The organism is Ruegeria sp. AB5 (genome assembly GCF_056542645.1).
Genome location: NZ_JBQGAE010000002.1, coordinates 72,813 through 88,719 on the forward strand (window position 1 = coordinate 72,813; position 15,907 = coordinate 88,719).

Below are 15,907 nucleotides of genomic sequence, written 5' to 3' on the forward strand. Positions count from 1 at the left end.
ACATGGCTGACGTTTGTTAATGAGTCTGTGGTACGATTTCGATATTGTTCAGACCCCCTTGGGGGGGGATGGGTCTGACGCCAAGCAAAACGGCGGCAAGGGTCCTGTCGTGACCCGTGCGTTGTTTCGAAATGTGAAAACCGCTGATGCGTTGCGTGGCGCGTCCCCAAAAATCCGCAAGATGTTTCTGGATGCTGGTTTCGACCTAGAACCTCATGAAAGCGGGATTGCCCCGGACAAGTTTCCACCCGAAGATGCGCCTGAGCGTGCGCTTATTTTGCGGGTGCTGTTTGCCAACATCAAAAGCAAGGGCCTTCAAGGCGAATATTGCGGGGAATTCGACCTGTGGCAGTTCCTGGCCCATGTCCGTCGCGCCCGGCCCGCGGCAGGTGTAGCCCGCGCTGCCCCCTTGCGCCGCGCGCGCGCCACCGTTACCGACAACCCCAAGCGTAGATCGGTCAAGGGTCGTATCGGAATTGCGCTGGGTTTGGCGGTAATACTGTTTGCTGTGCTTAAATACCTCGAAGCGGTTGGCGCAACACCTTAGGCTCAGGGCCCATCGATGTCCGACCTATGGTCTCGAACTCCGTCGTAAGGGCGGGCGGTTAACATGTTTGATTTCTTCTGGCTAACGGATGCGCATAAGGCGCGTCTCGAGCCCTTTTTCCCAAATTCCCATGGCACGCTTTGCGTTGGTGATAGGCGACTTTGCCTTCCCCAGTAATATCCTGAGGTGACTATGCACCTTTGTGCGCAGTTCGCCGTAGTTCATACCCGACTGTTCTATGTGCTTTGTTACTGTGTCTCCGCGCACTGCAAAATGCCGTGCCAGTGCACCGGCCTCTTTGGGGCATCTCGTACGCAATGACACCCGAAGGGTCCTGCGTGTGGTGTTTGGTCTAGTGTGGTGTTTTGGTGTCGAGTCTGGCAGGGGCCAACGGAAGTAATAAATGCCGTGTCTGGACAGCGAGAGATACGCATGCAGCTCCATTTTGTGTCACACCTGTGTGTCACACCGCTCTAATGCTTGCTATCCAGTTGTATTGTTAGGTTTTGGTGGAGCCTAGGGGAGTCGAACCCCTGACCTCTTGCATGCCATGCAAGCGCTCTCCCAACTGAGCTAAGGCCCCATCCGCATACCGCCACAGCGGTGGACGGACGTTTATGAGACAGAGCGCAGGAGTTCAAGTCCAAAAATAGAAAAGTGGTCAAACTTCGCGGCGCACTTGGCAGAAAAACTAAGACGGCCAACAGCCGCCTTAGCATCAGATCAGTTTTCGTCCTCCGATGACATATCGGTGATGTCATCGAGCGAGACATTGTCGTTACCGTCATCGTCATCGTCGAGCAGATCGTCGTCCAAATCCACGTCGACATTGTCGTCGTCATCCAGAACCAGATCTTCCTCGGATGCGTTTTCGCGCGCTTTCGTTGTTGCTGCGTCCTCGGCGTCGGCGGCGATCATCCGGCTTTTGCCGGTCTCAAGTTCCACGATTTCGCCCGTATAGGGGCTGACGATCGGGTTTTTGTTCAGGTCGTAAAATCGCTTGCCAGTGGTTGGGCAAACGCGCTTTACGCCCCATTCTTCCTTGGGCATGTCAAATCCCCTTGATATCAGGTGAGTCGTCTTAAAGATTCAGTTCACCTGCCACAGGCAGCAGGCACTGTCAAAGCCTTTGCGCGGAAGAGGACGGGATATGGGGGATCACTTGTTGCCGGGCATACCACCGGTGCCGCTGACGCTGCGCAAATCGGCGCGGGCGCGGCGGATCAGTCTGCGGATTTCCCAATTGGACGGGCGCGTTACACTGACGTACCCGCACGGAGTGCCAGAGGCCGAGGCGCTGAGTTTTGCACGCAGCAAGGAGGAGTGGCTGCGTCAACATCTGGCCGGGCAGCCCGGTTTGGAAGAGGTTCAAATTGGCGGCGTCCTTCCGATTGAAGGCGTTGATCGCCGAATCGTGTCTGCGACCGGGCGGCGCGTCGTGCTTGGCAGCGATACGGTCGCTGTGCCCGCCGGGTCGGAAGGCCGTCGTTTGGCCCGGTTCCTCAAAGAACTTGCGCGGGACCGCCTGAGCGGGGCCTGCGATGACTATGCAGCCATGCTGGGGCGATCTTACGCTACCCTGTCGCTACGGGACACACGCTCACGCTGGGGGTCATGCAGTTCCCATGGGGGCTTGATGTTTTCGTGGCGGCTGATTCTCGCCCCATCCGACGTCCTGCACTATGTGGCCGCGCATGAGGTGGCACATCTGGTGGAAATGAACCATTCACCGGCTTTCTGGGCACAGGTCGAGCGGATATTCGGACCCTATGATACACCCCGCCGGTGGCTGCGCGACAACGGCGCGTTGCTGCATCGGTACCGGTTCGAGGTTGCGCCGAGTTGACCTTGTCGATTTTTGTGATCACATGGGCGCATGATCACGTCACGCCCCACAGACTCCAACATCGCCACACATGACCGGGTCTACCGCACATTGCGGTCCCGCATCTTGCACGGAGAGATCGCACCGGGTGAGGCGCTTACGCTCCGTGGCATTGGCAAAGAGTTTGATGTATCCATGACACCGGCCCGCGAGGCCGTGCGCCGTCTGGCGGCTGAAGGCGCGCTGTTTCTGTCCTCTTCGGGCCGGGTTTCGACGCCCGAGTTGACGAATGATCGGATCGAGGAATTGGCGGCGTTGCGGGCCTTGCTGGAGGTAGAGCTTGCCAGCCGTGCCTTGCCGCGTGCGCATATTGCGCTGATTGACCGTTTGCAGAGCATCAACATGACCGTTGCCGAGATGGTGACCAAGCGCGATGCGGTTGGGTATATTCGGACCAATCTTGAATTTCACCGAACGCTTTATTTGCGGGCGCAGGCCCCTGCGATGCTGGCCATGGCTGAAACCGTGTGGCTGCAGCTTGGGCCAACCATGCGTGCGCTATATGGGCGGTTGCGGCGCACGGAACCACCGCATTTTCACAAGCTGATCATCGCCGCGTTGAAGGCAGGTGACGAGCCCGGTTTGCGTCTTGCCGTGCGCTCGGACGTGACGCAGGGATTGCGATTGCTGGTCAGCTAGGCGGTGATCTGCCGACCCGCCCGTTTAAGGGTACGCGGGACGAGTCGTTCTGGTTTGAATGGGCGGTCTGCGGTACTCTGAGGCAAATCACAACAAGAGCAGTTTTCAGTCATGATCAATCGACGGACTTTTTCTATCGGCTTTGGCGCGGCGGTTTTGGCGGGATGCAGCGATGTCGGTACACCGGCACGCGCGCCAGCGTCCCGGATGCAAGCGGTGCCCAATGCAGGCTACGATGCCTGGGTTGCAGGCTTCAAAGCGCGTGCAGTCTCTCAGGGTATTTCTCAACCGACGCTGAACCGCGCCTTTCAGGGCGCCGGGTATCTTCCGGGAGTGATTGAGCGTGACCGCAATCAAGTCGAATTCAAACGCTCGCTCGAGGATTATCTGGCCATTGCCGCCTCGGATGAACGCATCAGTACCGGCAAGCAAATGCTGCAGCGCTACAACGGCACCCTGTCACAGATCGAGGCTCGATATGGCGTCGACAAAGAGGTTGTGGTGGCCGTCTGGGGGCTGGAAAGCCGGTATGGTGCTCGACGCGGCGATGTGCCGGTGATCTCGGCAACCTCCACACTGGCCTATGACGGGCGGCGCGGTGCGTTCTTCGAAAAGCAGCTGGTTGCAGCGTTGCGGATCATTCAGGAAGGTGACACTTCGCCCGCCAACATGACCGGCAGTTGGGCGGGTGCGATGGGGCACACGCAGTTCATTCCAACCTCGTATCTCGCCTATGCTGTGGATTTCACCGGTGATGGTCGGAGGGATATCTGGTCCGAGGACCCGACAGATTCGCTGGCGTCAACCGCGGCCTATCTGGCACGCGCGGGCTGGGTGCGGGGTCAGCCATGGGGGGGAGAGGTCGGGACGGTTTCCAGCACGCCCATCGCGGTGCTTCAGCCTCAGGTGCCCGGGCCACAGATTGCCGTGTTCCGCAACTTCAATGTGATCAAGCGCTACAACAACTCGGACAGCTATGCGATCGGTGTCGGCCACTTGTCAGACCGTATCGCCGGGGGTGCCCCGTTCAAGGCGTCATTCGGGGCGGATGAAACCGGTCTGACGCTTGAGGATCGCAAGGATCTGCAACGCCGCCTGACCTCGGCCGGTTATGACACGCAAGGGGCGGACGGTGTGATCGGCAAGAACTCTGAGGCCGCCATTAGCGGCTATCAGCGCGCCAACGGCCTGCCGGTGACCGGCAAGCCCTCGGTTGAGTTGTTGCGCCGATTGGGTGGGTAACGGGTTACGCCGCCAGCCCTTTCGAGCCGATATCAAGAAACTTCTGACGGCGGTCCCTGATAAGGGTCGCCGCATCCTTGCCGTCAAGCTCTTGCAACATCGCAGCAATGGCTGAACGGACCGACTCGACAGTTGCAGGGCGATCACGATGCGCGCCGCCTTTGGGCTCGGTGATGATGCGGTCGCAGACACCCAGTTTATAGAGGTCCTGCGCAGTCAGACGCAGCGCTTCGGCAGCCTCGCGCATCTTTTCGGCATCCTTCCACAGGATCGAGGCGCAGCCCTCGGGTGAAATCACCGAATACACCGAGTGCTCCAGCATCGCCACGCGGTTCGCCGTCGCAAAGGCAACCGCTCCGCCGGACCCGCCTTCGCCGATGATGACCGAGACCAGCGGTACGCCGATCTTCAGGCACATTTCGGTTGAACGGGCGATGGCCTCGGACTGGCCGCGTTCTTCCGCACCCTTGCCGGGATAGGCACCTGCCGTATCGATCAAGGTAATCACCGGCAGACCAAAGCGACCGGCCATCTCCATCAGGCGCACGGCTTTGCGATAGCCTTCCGGGCGGGCCATGCCGAAATTCCGCTCGATGCGCGATTTGGTGTCCGAGCCTTTTTCGTGCCCAATCACCATCACCGGCTGATCGTCGAAACGGGCCAGCCCGCCAATCACAGCCAGATCGTCGGCAAAGTTCCGGTCACCGGCCAGTGGAGTGAACTGGGTGAACAACTCTTTGACGTAGTCCTGGCAATGGGGCCGCTCGGGGTGGCGCGCCACCTGACATTTCCGCCATGGGGTCAGATCGGCATAAAGCTCATCCAGAAGCTTTGCAGCCTTGGTGTCCAGTGCGGCGGCTTCTTCGGCCACGTCCATCTCTTCATTGGCGCGGGCGAGGGCGCGCAGCTCTTCGGCTTTGCCTTCGATTTCGGCCAGCGGTTTTTCGAAATCCAGATACTGGGTCATGACGCCTCTCAACGCGGAAGTTCCCTGCTATATGACGCGTGGTCGCTTGGGATGCAACTCAGCAAGATTTGTGGGTTTGGAATATGCGACCACGAGCGGGCAGAGAGAAGGAAGGGATGCCAATGGCAACCAGCTATGAGGACCGTATCCTGAGGGTGCTGACCTATATCCATGATCATCCCGATGGGGATTTGTCGCTGGACGCGCTGGCTGATGTGGCCGCCATGTCGCGGTTCCACTGGCACCGCGTGTTTCGGGCCCTGACCGGCGAGACCTGCGCCCAGGCGGTGCGTCGAATTCGGTTGCATCGTGCAGCGTTTCAACTGGTGCGGTCCGAAAACCCGGTTTCCGATATCGCGCAGGCGGTAGGGTATCCCAATCCGAACTCTTTCATCCGGGCCTTTACCGAGGCCTATGGCAGAAGCCCTGTCGCCTTTCGCAAGGCCGGGCAATCCTTGCCAGCCCATCCAAACTTCAGAACCGGAGAATATCCAATGCATCCCGTTACCACACGTACCGAACCTGCCCGCCGCGTGATCGCCTTGCCGCATAAAGGTGCCTACACCGAGATCGGCCAAAGCTTCGAGGCCTTTGGCGCCCTGTGCGAATCCCGTCAACTTTGGCCTCAGGTCGGGCCGGTTCTGGGCATTTACCTCGACAGCCCGGATGATGTGCCCGAGGACCAACTGCGCAGCTATGCAGGGGCCGAGTTTCGCGGCGATGGTACGCCAGAAGGCATGGAGGATCTGCAGATCCCCGGCGGGAAAACGGCCGTGCTGACTTACAAGGGCCCCTATTCGGGTCTCGCGTCGGCCTATCACAGTCTCTTTGGCAATTGGTTGCCCGAGTCGGGGGAAGAACCCGCAGATCAGCCGTGCTATGAGGTCTACCTCAATGACCCGCGGGACACCGCGCCTGAGGATCTGTTGACCGAGATCTGCTTGCCGCTGAAGTGATCACTGTGGCCATAAAACCGGATAGAGAGAGGCCACAAGAAGGGCCGCCATGGTCCAGTTGAACAGCAATAACCGGCGCGGATTCGTCAGGAACCGCGCCATTTGCTGTCCCAGAACAGTCCACGTGCTGACCGAAGGCAAGTTGACCGCACCGAACACCAGCGCAACGATAACAATCACATTTAGGGTTTGACCGGGTGCGTAGGCCGTTGTGGCCGTCAGCGCCATGGCCCAGGCCTTTGGGTTGACCCACTGGAAGGCTGCGGCTTGCAGAAAGCTCATCGGTGTGCCCGCATCTGCGCCTTTCTCGGCGGGGGCGGCATGCGCGATCTTCCAGGCCAGATACAGCAGATATCCGACGGAGGCGACTTTCAGTACCGTATAGCTAACTGGGTATCGGTTGAACACCTGAAGCAGCCCAACCCCGACCAGCAGAACCATGAAAGTAAAACCAAGACCGATCCCCAGCATGTGCGGGATCGTGCGTCGAAAACCGAAATTGGCCCCCGACGCCATCAGCATCAGATTGTTCGGCCCCGGAGTGATCGAGGACACGAAGGCAAAAGCAATCAGGGCCAGAAGGATGTCGTAGGTCATAGTGTGGATACTTGCGGCAAAAGCGATGAATGAAATTGCGTTATTGTGCGCGTTCACCCTATCTTCGCAATCAATGACGAAGATTGATCATATCAATAGTGAAATATTGCGCCACCTGTCAGCGGACGGGCGCATCAGCAATCTGGAATTGGCGGATCGCGTCGGACTGTCTCCGTCGGCCTGTTTGCGGCGTGTGCAAGAACTGGAAAAGGCGGGTGTGATCGCTGGCTATCGAGCCGTGTTGAATCCTGCTGCGCTTGGCAAGGGCTTCGTCGCCTATATTGGGGTCGGTCTGGGGGAACATACCAAAGCCGCACAGGAAGGGTTCGAGCGGGCCTTGCAAAACGCGCCCGAAGTGGTCGAATGCCACAACATTACCGGTACAATCGAGTATCTGTTGCGCGTCGAATGCGCCGACCTGCCATCCTACAAAGCCTTCCACACCGAGGTTCTGGGAACGCTGCCTCACGTCACTTCGTTAACCTCCTATGTGGTCATGGGTTCACCCAAGGATTTGCGGAGTTGAGCGCGATATTGCGCCTGTTTGTGTTGAGATTTGACTCCAATTCCTCAAAATGCTTCGGTGCAGGCCGACAAACAAAAATTGGGGGGCGATATGTTTTCGCGACTGGTACTCATCTCAACCATTGTAGCTACCGCCGGTCCGGCCAGTCTCGCAGCACAAACAGCAGAGTTGGCGCCGGTTCAGACAGACGTGAAGCCTGGCTTGAACGTGGTTTATGCCGAAGCGCCAAAAAAGATCAAAAGCCTGGAACAGGCGCGAGAGTTGATTGATACGATCGGCGCACCTGCGGACCCGGTACCAGCGTTTGATTTCCGTGATACAGAGGACGGTGACATGGTCATGACAGCCTCACAACCTTACAATGTTGCGGCCGAAATTACCGGACTGATCAGGATTGACGAACCCGGTACCTACCAGTTTGAAGTTTATTCAAACGACGGTGCGGAAACAAAGCTGGGTGGCCAAACCATCGGCTACTACGATGGCACACAACCCTGTGAGGGCAACGGCGTTACCGAAGTCGAAATTCCCGAGGCAGGTTGGTACGAACTTACCACATTGTATTTCCAGAAGGGCGGAAGCTCCTGCCTGATGATGAAATGGGGCAAAGATGGTCAGGACCTTGAATGGGTCCCGAACGACATCTTCGGACACAACTAAAGCGTATCAAGGCACCTTGTTGGTGCCTTGATCCATTGTGGCTTAGCTGTTTGCTGCAATCAATTCAGCCTGCGCAACGATGACCTCGGCCTGTTTGATCGAGGCAATGTCCACCAGTCGGCCTTTGTAGACGGTTGCCCCTTCGCCATTGGCCTTTGCCTGTTCCATTGCCGCGAGGATTTCGCGCGCTTCCGAGACGGCTTCGTCCGAAGGTGTGAAGACCTGATTTGCCAGCGCGATTTGTTTGGGGTGGATCGCCCATTTGCCAACCATCCCAAGCGTGGCAGACCGTTTGGCCTGTGCGATATAGCCGTCGTCATCCGAAAAATCACCAAACGGTCCATCAACCGGCAGCACGCCATGGGTGCGGCAGGCCGCGACGATGGCGGCCTGTGCCCAATGCCACGGATCAGACCAGTGCTTTTCACCCTCGCGCAGCATGTAGTAGTTTTCTTGCGTGCCGCCGATGCCAGTTGTCTGCATGCCCATTGACGCGGCGAAGTCGGCGGCGCCGAGGCTCATGGCCTGCATCCGCGGCGAAGACGCGGCGATCTCTTCCACATGGGCGACGCCTGCAGCGGATTCGATGATCACTTCAAAGGAAATCGGTTTGGTACGACCTTTGGCACGCTCGATCGCTGTGACCAAAGCGTCCACGGCATAGACATCCGCCGCGCAGCCGACCTTGGGGATCATGATCTGGTCAAGGCGATCCCCGGCCTGCTCCAGCACATCCACCACGTCGCGGTACCAGTACGGCGTATCCAGCCCGTTGATCCGCACGGACATGTATTTGCTGCCCCAATCGATGGTGTTCAGTGCCTCAATGACATTTGCACGGGCGACGTCCTTGTCAGACGGCGCCACCGAATCTTCAAGGTCCAGATTGATCACATCCGCTGCGGACGCCGCCATTTTCGGAAACAGCTTGGTGTTCGAGCCGGGGCCAAACAACTGACAGCGATTGGGGCGGGCTGGTGCGGCGGGTTGGATGCGAAAGCTCATCGAGACCTCGTTTGAGTAATGAAATTGCGATTTTCTCGTCAATTGAGGTATTAAATTGCGCAATAGAGTGCAAGCATCATTGTGCATCTGCGGCATTGCGAGTGCAGAAATCGCGCATCTGCCCGTCTGTGATGCGTGATCAAAGTTTAATCACTCTGAAAACTTGGAAGATTTTTGCGCGAATGCGGGAAAACGCGCAAAATAATTCTGAAGCGGCCGTGGATGTTCGGTGAAAACGCGAAACGCTCGTTTGGACGCTTCTCTAATTATAGTCGGAATCAAAGGAGTGCACCGCAATGATCGAGACACCGTATCTGTTGTTTTTGGGCGATGCGCCCGACCAGTTGGCGGCCAAAGTTGCGATTGGCATCAAGGACTGGCGACCGGAAAATGCCGTAGGTCAATACCGCATGGACGGCTGTAAGGCCGATCTGGGTCTGACCGACATGACGTTGACCGAAGCAAAAGAGGCCGGCGCCAAGACGTTGGTCATCGGTGTTGCCAACCGCGGTGGCGTCATCAGCCAGGACTGGAAAAAGGTTCTGGTGATGGCACTTGAAGAAGGATTTGATCTGGCGTCGGGCTTGCACAACCTGCTGCGGGATGAACCTGATCTGGTCGCCGTCGCCGAAGCCACAGGGCAAAAGCTGCACGACGTCCGTGTGCCGGACGTTGATTATCCGATTGCAAACGGGATCAAGCGCAGGGGCAAACGTTGTCTGGCCGTGGGCACGGATTGCTCGGTGGGCAAGATGTACACCGCCCTGGCCATGGATGCCGAGATGCGCAAGCGTGGCATGAAATCGACCTTCCGCGCCACCGGGCAGACCGGCATTCTGATCACTGGCGACGGTGTGCCGCTGGACGCGGTCGTTGCGGATTTCATGGCCGGTTCGGTTGAATGGCTGACGCCGGACAATGAGGACGACCACTGGGATCTGATCGAGGGGCAGGGATCGCTGTTCCACGTCTCCTATTCCGGCGTCACCATGGCGCTGGTACATGGCGGCCAGCCCGACGCCTTGATCCTGAGCCACGAGCCGACACGCGAGCATATGCGGGGCCTGCCGGGATATCAGCAGCCCTCGCTGGAAACTCTGCGGGATACAGCCCTGAATCTCGCACGGGTCGCCAACCCTGACTGTCAGGTGGTGGGCGTGTCCGTGAACACCCAACATATGAGCGAGGCGGACGCCTCGACATACCTCGCCAAGATCGAGGCCGATATGGGCATCCCGGCCACCGACCCGTTCCGTTTTGGCGCCGACAAGCTGGTGGATGCGCTGGCCGCAATGTAAAGACTGCTTGGGTGCTGATATGTTGGGGTTTTTGTTCGAAAATCTCACCTACGGCACGCGACGAACTGAAAAAGGAAACCGGCATGCAGGTTGAGGTGTCGCGCGACGTGTTTCGTCTGGCGCAAGTGTTCACCATATCGCGCGGCTCGCGGACCGAAGCGAAGGTGCTGACCGTACGGGTGTCGGATGGCGCGCATCACGGTTGGGGCGAATGTGTGCCCTATGCGCGCTACAATGAAACCCTGGACTCGGTTGAGGCAGAGATCGCAGGCTTGCCTGAAACGTTTGATCGCACGCAGCTGATGGGCCTGTTGCCCGCCGGTGCGGCCCGAAATGCAGTGGACTGTGCGCTGTGGGATCTGGAGGCCAAGCGCGCCGGAAAAAGGGCGTGGGATCTGGCGGGTTTGCCGGTTCCGGGGCCAGAGATCACGGCCTATACCTTGTCTCTGGATACGCCCGAAGCCATGCAGGCCCAGGCCGCAAAGAACACGCACCGCCCTTTGCTGAAGATTAAGCTTGGTACGCCTGACGATATGCCCCGGCTCGAAGCTGTTCGGGCAGGTGCGCCGGGATCAAAGATCATCGTGGATGCCAACGAAGGCTGGTCGGCCGAGGTCTATTCCGATCTGGCACCGCATCTGGTGCGGCTGGGTGTTGCCTTGGTGGAACAACCGCTGCCCGCCGGGGAAGATGACGCACTGATCGGGATGGAGCGTCCGGTTCCCGTCTGCGCTGACGAATCCTGCCATGACCGGGGCAGCCTGCCTGCGCTGAAGGGCAAATATGACGTGGTCAACATCAAGCTCGACAAGACCGGTGGTCTGACCGAGGCGCTTGCGCTGCGTCAAGCGGCCTTGGCCGAGGGTTACAAAATCATGGTTGGATGCATGGTCGGTAGCTCTTTGGCGATGGCCCCTGCGACATTGCTGGCACAGGGCGCGATGGTCACAGACCTTGACGGCCCGCTTTTGTTGGCCGAAGACCGCGACACCCCGTTGATTTTTGATGACGCCGGAGTGCACCCGCCCAAAGCGGATCTCTGGGGCTGAGGAGACAAAACATGACCCGCACCGTTTACGTAAATGGCGAATACCTGCCCGAAACCGAGGCCAAGGTGTCCATCTTTGACCGTGGTTTCCTGATGGCGGACGCCGTTTATGAAGTGACCAGCGTTCTGGACGGCAAGCTGATCGATTTCGAAGGACATGCGGTGCGTCTGAAACGCTCGCTGGATGAATTGCAGATGGCAGAGCCCTGCGGCAAGGACGAGCTGCTGGAAATCCACCGCAAGCTGGTTGAGTTGAACGAGATCGAAGAGGGGCTGGTCTATCTGCAGGTTTCGCGCGGCAGCGATGGCGACCGGGACTTTGTCTTCCCGTCCGAGGACACAAAACCCACGCTGGTCCTGTTCACGCAGAACAAACCGGGTTTGGCCGATAGCCCTGCATCCAGGAAAGGTGCCAAGATCATCTCGATCGATGACATTCGCTGGGGGCGTCGGGACATCAAGACGACGCAGTTGCTGTACCCGTCGATGGGCAAAATGATGGCCAAGGCTGCGGGCTGCGACGATGCATGGATGATCGAAGACGGTTATGTGACCGAAGGCACCAGCAACAACGCCTATTTCGTCAAGAACGGAAAGATTGTCACCCGACCGCTGTCTAACGACATTCTGCACGGGATCACCCGCAAGGCGGTGCTGCGCATGGCGGCTGAGGCGCAGATGGTGGTCGAGGAACGCCTGTTTACCGTGGATGAGGCGAAAGAGGCGGACGAGGCCTTTACCACCTCGGCCAGTGCCTTTGTCATGCCTGTGGTCGAGATCGATGGCGTCGCGCTGGGCGATGGCACACCGGGCCCGATTGCCAAGCGTCTGCGCGAGATTTATCTGGACGAAAGCCGCAAGGCAGCCATCTGAAACAAAGGCCCACTGGTCTGGCGGGCCTTTTGACGACGGTTCAGCTTTTGGTTCCGACGTTCTCTTCGAACGCGACCTCGAACGCCGCCTGTTTTTCAGGGCTGGCGTCGGTCTGGTAATTGGTTTTCCATTCGTCCATGGTCATGCCATAGAAAACCTGCCGGGCCTCGTCCTTGCCCATCTCGATGCCCTTTTCGTTTGCGGCTTCCTGATACCAGCGTGACAGGCAGTTGCGACAGAATCCGGTCAAATTCATCATATCGATGTTCTGAACGTCCGTGCGGTCTTCCATCAGGTGCTTTTGCAGCCGGCGGAAGGCTGCGGCCTGAAGTTCGATTTCAGTTTGCTTGTCCATATTCGGGCTCCGGAAATTGGGATGCGTATTGTTCTGACCTAACGTTCCGAGGGGCCCGTTTCAACAAACAGAGGGTCAGGCCAGTTTCAAAGCCAGCCAGGGAACGATGCAAAAGATCAGTGTCAATATCTTGTAGTTGGCCAGATATCGGAAATACGCACGTTTCACGTCGGGCCGTTCCATTTGAAACATCCGACTGTGAACGCCTGCAATCCAGTTCTGCAACGACACGATCATCAGGGTGGAAAAAAGCAAAACCGCGATGTTCAGCACCGCCATCCAGCCAAAAAAGTTGTCAGAAACTCCTGTGTCATGGATGCCTCCTTTTTTCCCAACATGGGGATCGAAGGCATGCCGTACAATGATGTGTGATCAAAGGTCGCTGTCAACCAGCGCATCCTGCAAGATCAGCGCCAGACGCTCGGCCCAGTCCCGTTGCCCGGTGTGATCCGCGATCAGGTCATTGCGCAGCTCGATCAGCGCATTGGGACGACCATGGGTCGTGCAGTGTCTGTCAATCGCATCGCCGGGCAGCACGCCGGTATAGGGCTCGTTTACACCAATGCACAGGTCGTCTTCGGCCCGCAGCCGATCTATCAGGGGGCGTGAAAATCGCTCATCCGGGGTATGCAGAACCCCTACATGCCAGGGGCGTGGTTCACGACCGCGCAATTGGCGGGTGAAGGAATGCATCGACACAATCACAGCGTGGGGCAGGGCGGCCAAGCGCCCCAGAGCCTGATGATAGGGGCGGTAGCACATATTCAGGCGTCGCCTGCGCTCTGCGGTATCGGCGTGACGATTGCCGGGAATGATCGAGCCGTCATAGAGCTTCATCAGCAGGGTCGGATCATCCTCGCCCCGGTTCGGATCGATCACCAGCCGCGAGAAATTGGCGGCGATGACTGGCGCATTCAGAACGTCTCCCAGATGTTTGGACACCTCATAGGCACCGACGTCATAGGCAATGTGGCGCTCCATATCTTCGCGCGAAAGACCAAGGTCGCCCCCGTTGATGTCGGGCGGCACCGTGTTGGTCGCATGATCGCAGGTGATCAGCCAGCGGGACGGGCGATCCTCGCCGTGAATAAAATACGGAGTGTACGTCATTAGCCTGTCATCGAGTTTGCCGCAGGTGTATGGCAGTTGCTTCGGAAAGGGAATTGCGCAATAAGCGGCACGGGCAATGTTTGCGGTAACATTGCCCTAACACCGAGGGACTGAGGAGAGAAAGACCAATGCGACGCCTTAGAAATGTTAAAATCGTGGCGACGCTGGGGCCGGCGTCCAATGACTATGACACCATCCGCGCCCTGCACGAGACCGGGGCGGATGTGTTTCGTCTGAACATGAGCCATGGAAGCCATGATGAGATCCGTGAACGCCATCGCATCATTCGGCAGGTGGAAAAGGATCTGGACAGCCCGATTGCCATTCTGGCCGACCTTCAGGGCCCGAAGCTGCGCGTCGGCGTGTTCGCCAATGATGCCGAAGACCTGGAAGAGGGGGCACCGTTCCGGCTGGACCTCGACCCCGATGCCGGCGATGCAACCCGGGTCTGTCTGCCGCATCCCGAGATTTTTGCAGCCCTTGAGCCCGGCGCGCGGCTGCTGGTAAATGACGGCAAGATTCGTCTGATCGTCAAAGACTGCGGCGAGGATTTCGCCAATTGCACCGTTGAGATCGGAGGCACGATCTCGAACCGCAAGGGCGTCAATGTTCCGGACGTGGTGCTGCCGCTGGCTGCCTTGTCGGCAAAGGATCGCGACGATCTGGAATTTGTCTGTCAACTGGGCGTCGACTGGCTGGCGCTGAGCTTTGTTCAGCGTGCCAAGGACGTGTTCGAGGCGCGCGCGCTGGCAGATGGTCGCGCCGCCATCTTGTCGAAGATCGAAAAGCCCGCAGCCGTTCAGGCCTTTGATGATATTCTGGATGCCTCGGATGGGATCATGGTGGCCCGTGGCGATCTGGGTGTGGAACTGCCGGTATCCGCCGTGCCTCCGATCCAGAAACGCCTTGTCCGAAAATGCCGGGGCGCAGCCAAGCCGGTGATCGTTGCGACCCAGATGTTGGAAAGCATGATCGAAAGCCCGATGCCGACCCGCGCCGAGGTCTCGGACGTTGCGACAGCGATCTACGAAGGTACGGATGCCATCATGCTGAGCGCGGAATCCGCAGCTGGAGCGTATCCGATCGAGGCGGTGCAGACCATGAACAAGGTCGCCATCGAGGTCGAGGCCGATCCGACCTATACCCAGATCATTGCTGCCTCGCGCACTGCCAAGGGCACGACTGTGGCAGACGGGATCGTCGCGGCGGCCCGTGAGATCGCCGAGAAGACCGAGATCAAGGCGATCTGTTGCTTTACCCAAAGTGGCACTACGGCGTCATTGACCGCACGGGAAAGACCCGGGGTTCCGATCATAGCCATGACGTCCCTTATGGGGACAGCGCGCAGGTTGTGCCTGAGCTGGGGGTGCAATTGCGTCATGACGCCAGAGCTGCAGCGCTTTAAGGGCGCGGTGGTGAACGCCGCGCGTGCGGCACGGGCCGGAGGGTTTGCCACGGAATCCGATCAGATCGTTGTCACCGCAGGGGTGCCTTTCAACGTGCCGGGAACAACGAATATTCTGCGCGTCGCACCATGCGATGAGCGCCTGATTTACAGTACGGACCCCGAATAGTCAGAAATCGGCATCAGGTTCCCTGCGTTTGCTAGCCAACGGGCTCTTTCACAGCTTCCATGACTGTGAAAGAGCTTGTTTGGTGAATTCCTGGCAGCTTGTTGATCTTTTCGCCCAATATCATGCGGAAATGCGCGATATCACGCGTTCTGACGGTCAGTAGGTAGTCGAAAGACCCAGCCACCATCAGGCAGCTTTCGATTTCTGGCACACTGCGAACGGCGTCGTTGAATTTTTCCAGTGATTGCTCTGCAGTTGCACTCAGGGACACCTGGACCACGGTTAGCAGGGCCAGCCCCATCCTCTCTTTGTCGACTATGGCGCTGTAGCCTTTGATATAGCCGTTCTTTTCCAGACGCTTTACACGCTCGGAACAGGGGGTGTTTGTCAGGTTTATGCGCGCTGCAAGCTCAACTATTGAGAGCCTTCCATTGGCCTCAAGCTCGTAAAGAATGCGCTGATCGATATTATCTAAATCTCTGCTAATCAGTCATTATTCCTGTATTTTTAGCACAAAACGATAAATTCCACTGAAAATAGCCCAAAAAAATCCCCATTTCCTAGTGAAATTTCCTGATACTTATCACAGGGCAGTCTTGTTTAAAAGCTCCAAGTTCCGGCTGCT

General features: G+C 58.1%; 19 protein-coding genes, 1 tRNA gene and 3 pseudogenes. 12 read left to right on the plus strand and 11 right to left on the minus strand.

Features of this window, described 5'->3' with window-relative positions:
* Positions 1 to 19 precede the first annotated feature (19 nt).
* Both ACR0L4_RS05600 and ACR0L4_RS05605 read left to right on the plus strand, forming a co-directional pair.
* Entirely contained in the window at positions 20 to 547 is a 528-nt protein-coding gene (locus tag ACR0L4_RS05600) for a hypothetical protein (protein WP_480511258.1), read from the plus strand.
* Positions 548 to 610: 63 nt separating this feature from the next.
* Positions 611 to 709, plus strand: a pseudogene (locus ACR0L4_RS05605) (IS5/IS1182 family transposase); the annotation flags it as partial.
* Between the two features lie 99 nt (positions 710 to 808).
* On the opposite strand, the pseudogene ACR0L4_RS05610 reads toward ACR0L4_RS05605, so the two are convergent.
* The 3 genes and pseudogenes from ACR0L4_RS05610 to ACR0L4_RS05620 all read right to left on the minus strand — a co-directional run.
* A pseudogene (locus ACR0L4_RS05610) lies at positions 809 to 991 on the minus strand (DUF6538 domain-containing protein); the annotation flags it as partial.
* A gap of 63 nt (positions 992 to 1,054) precedes the next feature.
* Positions 1,055 to 1,130, minus strand: a tRNA-Ala gene (locus ACR0L4_RS05615).
* Positions 1,131 to 1,270: 140 nt separating this feature from the next.
* On the minus strand, positions 1,271 to 1,597 hold the full coding sequence (locus ACR0L4_RS05620) for a TIGR02300 family protein (RefSeq protein ID WP_170750194.1): 327 nt from the start codon (positions 1,595 to 1,597) through the stop codon (positions 1,271 to 1,273).
* Between the two features lie 100 nt (positions 1,598 to 1,697).
* On the opposite strand from ACR0L4_RS05620, the gene ACR0L4_RS05625 reads away from it, so the two are divergent.
* From ACR0L4_RS05625 to ACR0L4_RS05635, 3 genes are all read left to right on the plus strand, one after another.
* Positions 1,698 to 2,393 (plus strand): M48 family metallopeptidase, encoded by a 696-nt coding sequence (locus tag ACR0L4_RS05625; protein ID WP_480511260.1) that lies wholly within the window; start codon positions 1,698 to 1,700, stop codon positions 2,391 to 2,393.
* A gap of 30 nt (positions 2,394 to 2,423) precedes the next feature.
* Positions 2,424 to 3,071, plus strand: a complete 648-nt coding sequence (locus tag ACR0L4_RS05630; protein WP_170750192.1) for a GntR family transcriptional regulator — start codon at positions 2,424 to 2,426, stop codon at positions 3,069 to 3,071.
* A gap of 111 nt (positions 3,072 to 3,182) precedes the next feature.
* Positions 3,183 to 4,313 carry a lytic murein transglycosylase gene (locus ACR0L4_RS05635; protein ID WP_480511262.1) on the plus strand — a complete coding sequence of 377 codons (1,131 nt, stop codon included), beginning with the start codon at positions 3,183 to 3,185 and terminating at the stop codon, positions 4,311 to 4,313.
* Positions 4,314 to 4,317: 4 nt separating this feature from the next.
* Here ACR0L4_RS05635 and ACR0L4_RS05640 read toward each other — a convergent pair whose 3' ends face one another.
* Complete coding sequence (locus ACR0L4_RS05640; protein WP_480511264.1) at positions 4,318 to 5,280, minus strand: acetyl-CoA carboxylase carboxyltransferase subunit alpha; 963 nt, start codon at positions 5,278 to 5,280, stop codon at positions 4,318 to 4,320.
* Between the two features lie 122 nt (positions 5,281 to 5,402).
* On the opposite strand from ACR0L4_RS05640, the gene ACR0L4_RS05645 reads away from it, so the two are divergent.
* Positions 5,403 to 6,236 carry an AraC family transcriptional regulator gene (locus tag ACR0L4_RS05645; protein WP_170750189.1) on the plus strand — a complete coding sequence of 278 codons (834 nt, stop codon included), beginning with the start codon at positions 5,403 to 5,405 and terminating at the stop codon, positions 6,234 to 6,236.
* Here ACR0L4_RS05645 and ACR0L4_RS05650 read toward each other — a convergent pair whose 3' ends face one another.
* Positions 6,237 to 6,833: a LysE family translocator gene (locus ACR0L4_RS05650; protein ID WP_170750188.1), complete on the minus strand. Its 597-nt coding sequence runs from the start codon at positions 6,831 to 6,833 to the stop codon at positions 6,237 to 6,239.
* A 73-nt stretch (positions 6,834 to 6,906) separates the two neighbouring features.
* Here ACR0L4_RS05650 and ACR0L4_RS05655 point away from each other — a divergent pair, with 73 nt between their 5' ends.
* A complete protein-coding gene (locus tag ACR0L4_RS05655) occupies positions 6,907 to 7,359 on the plus strand; it encodes an Lrp/AsnC family transcriptional regulator (RefSeq protein ID WP_170750187.1) in 453 nt (150 codons plus the stop codon).
* 90 nt (positions 7,360 to 7,449) lie between these two features.
* Complete coding sequence (locus ACR0L4_RS05660) at positions 7,450 to 8,019, plus strand: PA14 domain-containing protein (RefSeq protein WP_170750186.1); 570 nt, start codon at positions 7,450 to 7,452, stop codon at positions 8,017 to 8,019.
* Positions 8,020 to 8,061: 42 nt separating this feature from the next.
* Here the strand turns inward: ACR0L4_RS05660 and ACR0L4_RS05665 are convergent, their stop codons facing one another.
* A complete protein-coding gene (locus ACR0L4_RS05665) occupies positions 8,062 to 9,024 on the minus strand; it encodes an L-malyl-CoA/beta-methylmalyl-CoA lyase (protein ID WP_480511267.1) in 963 nt (320 codons plus the stop codon).
* A 296-nt stretch (positions 9,025 to 9,320) separates the two neighbouring features.
* On the opposite strand from ACR0L4_RS05665, the gene dgcN reads away from it, so the two are divergent.
* The 3 genes from dgcN to ACR0L4_RS05680 all read left to right on the plus strand — a co-directional run bounded on the left by dgcN (position 9,321) and on the right by ACR0L4_RS05680 (position 12,243).
* The gene (gene dgcN / locus ACR0L4_RS05670) at positions 9,321 to 10,322 is read left to right on the plus strand and encodes an N-acetyltransferase DgcN (RefSeq protein ID WP_170750184.1); all 1,002 of its coding nucleotides are present in this window, start codon (positions 9,321 to 9,323) and stop codon (positions 10,320 to 10,322) included.
* Positions 10,323 to 10,405: 83 nt separating this feature from the next.
* Positions 10,406 to 11,371 carry an N-acetyl-D-Glu racemase DgcA gene (gene dgcA / locus ACR0L4_RS05675; RefSeq protein ID WP_480511270.1) on the plus strand — a complete coding sequence of 322 codons (966 nt, stop codon included), beginning with the start codon at positions 10,406 to 10,408 and terminating at the stop codon, positions 11,369 to 11,371.
* An 11-nt stretch (positions 11,372 to 11,382) separates the two neighbouring features.
* Complete coding sequence (locus tag ACR0L4_RS05680) at positions 11,383 to 12,243, plus strand: D-amino-acid transaminase (protein WP_170750182.1); 861 nt, start codon at positions 11,383 to 11,385, stop codon at positions 12,241 to 12,243.
* Positions 12,244 to 12,283: 40 nt separating this feature from the next.
* Here the strand turns inward: ACR0L4_RS05680 and ACR0L4_RS05685 are convergent, their stop codons facing one another.
* From ACR0L4_RS05685 to ACR0L4_RS05695, 3 genes are all read right to left on the minus strand, one after another.
* A complete protein-coding gene (locus ACR0L4_RS05685) occupies positions 12,284 to 12,598 on the minus strand; it encodes a DUF1244 domain-containing protein (RefSeq protein ID WP_170750181.1) in 315 nt (104 codons plus the stop codon).
* Positions 12,599 to 12,673: 75 nt separating this feature from the next.
* Positions 12,674 to 12,877, minus strand: coding sequence for a DUF6868 family protein (locus ACR0L4_RS05690; RefSeq protein ID WP_480511272.1), 204 nt, complete (start codon positions 12,875 to 12,877; stop codon positions 12,674 to 12,676).
* A gap of 93 nt (positions 12,878 to 12,970) precedes the next feature.
* On the minus strand, positions 12,971 to 13,708 hold the full coding sequence (locus tag ACR0L4_RS05695) for an N-formylglutamate amidohydrolase (RefSeq protein WP_480511274.1): 738 nt from the start codon (positions 13,706 to 13,708) through the stop codon (positions 12,971 to 12,973).
* A 128-nt stretch (positions 13,709 to 13,836) separates the two neighbouring features.
* Here ACR0L4_RS05695 and pyk point away from each other — a divergent pair, with 128 nt between their 5' ends.
* Positions 13,837 to 15,282 carry a pyruvate kinase gene (gene pyk, locus ACR0L4_RS05700; protein WP_170750178.1) on the plus strand — a complete coding sequence of 482 codons (1,446 nt, stop codon included), beginning with the start codon at positions 13,837 to 13,839 and terminating at the stop codon, positions 15,280 to 15,282.
* 31 nt (positions 15,283 to 15,313) lie between these two features.
* Here the strand turns inward: pyk and ACR0L4_RS05705 are convergent, their stop codons facing one another.
* Together ACR0L4_RS05705 and ACR0L4_RS05710 are read right to left on the minus strand one after the other, a co-directional pair.
* A complete protein-coding gene (locus tag ACR0L4_RS05705) occupies positions 15,314 to 15,583 on the minus strand; it encodes an Lrp/AsnC ligand binding domain-containing protein (RefSeq protein ID WP_480511276.1) in 270 nt (89 codons plus the stop codon).
* Positions 15,584 to 15,625: 42 nt separating this feature from the next.
* Positions 15,626 to 15,772 (minus strand): annotated as a pseudogene (locus ACR0L4_RS05710) (Lrp/AsnC family transcriptional regulator); the annotation flags it as partial.
* Positions 15,773 to 15,907: the final 135 nt, after the last annotated feature.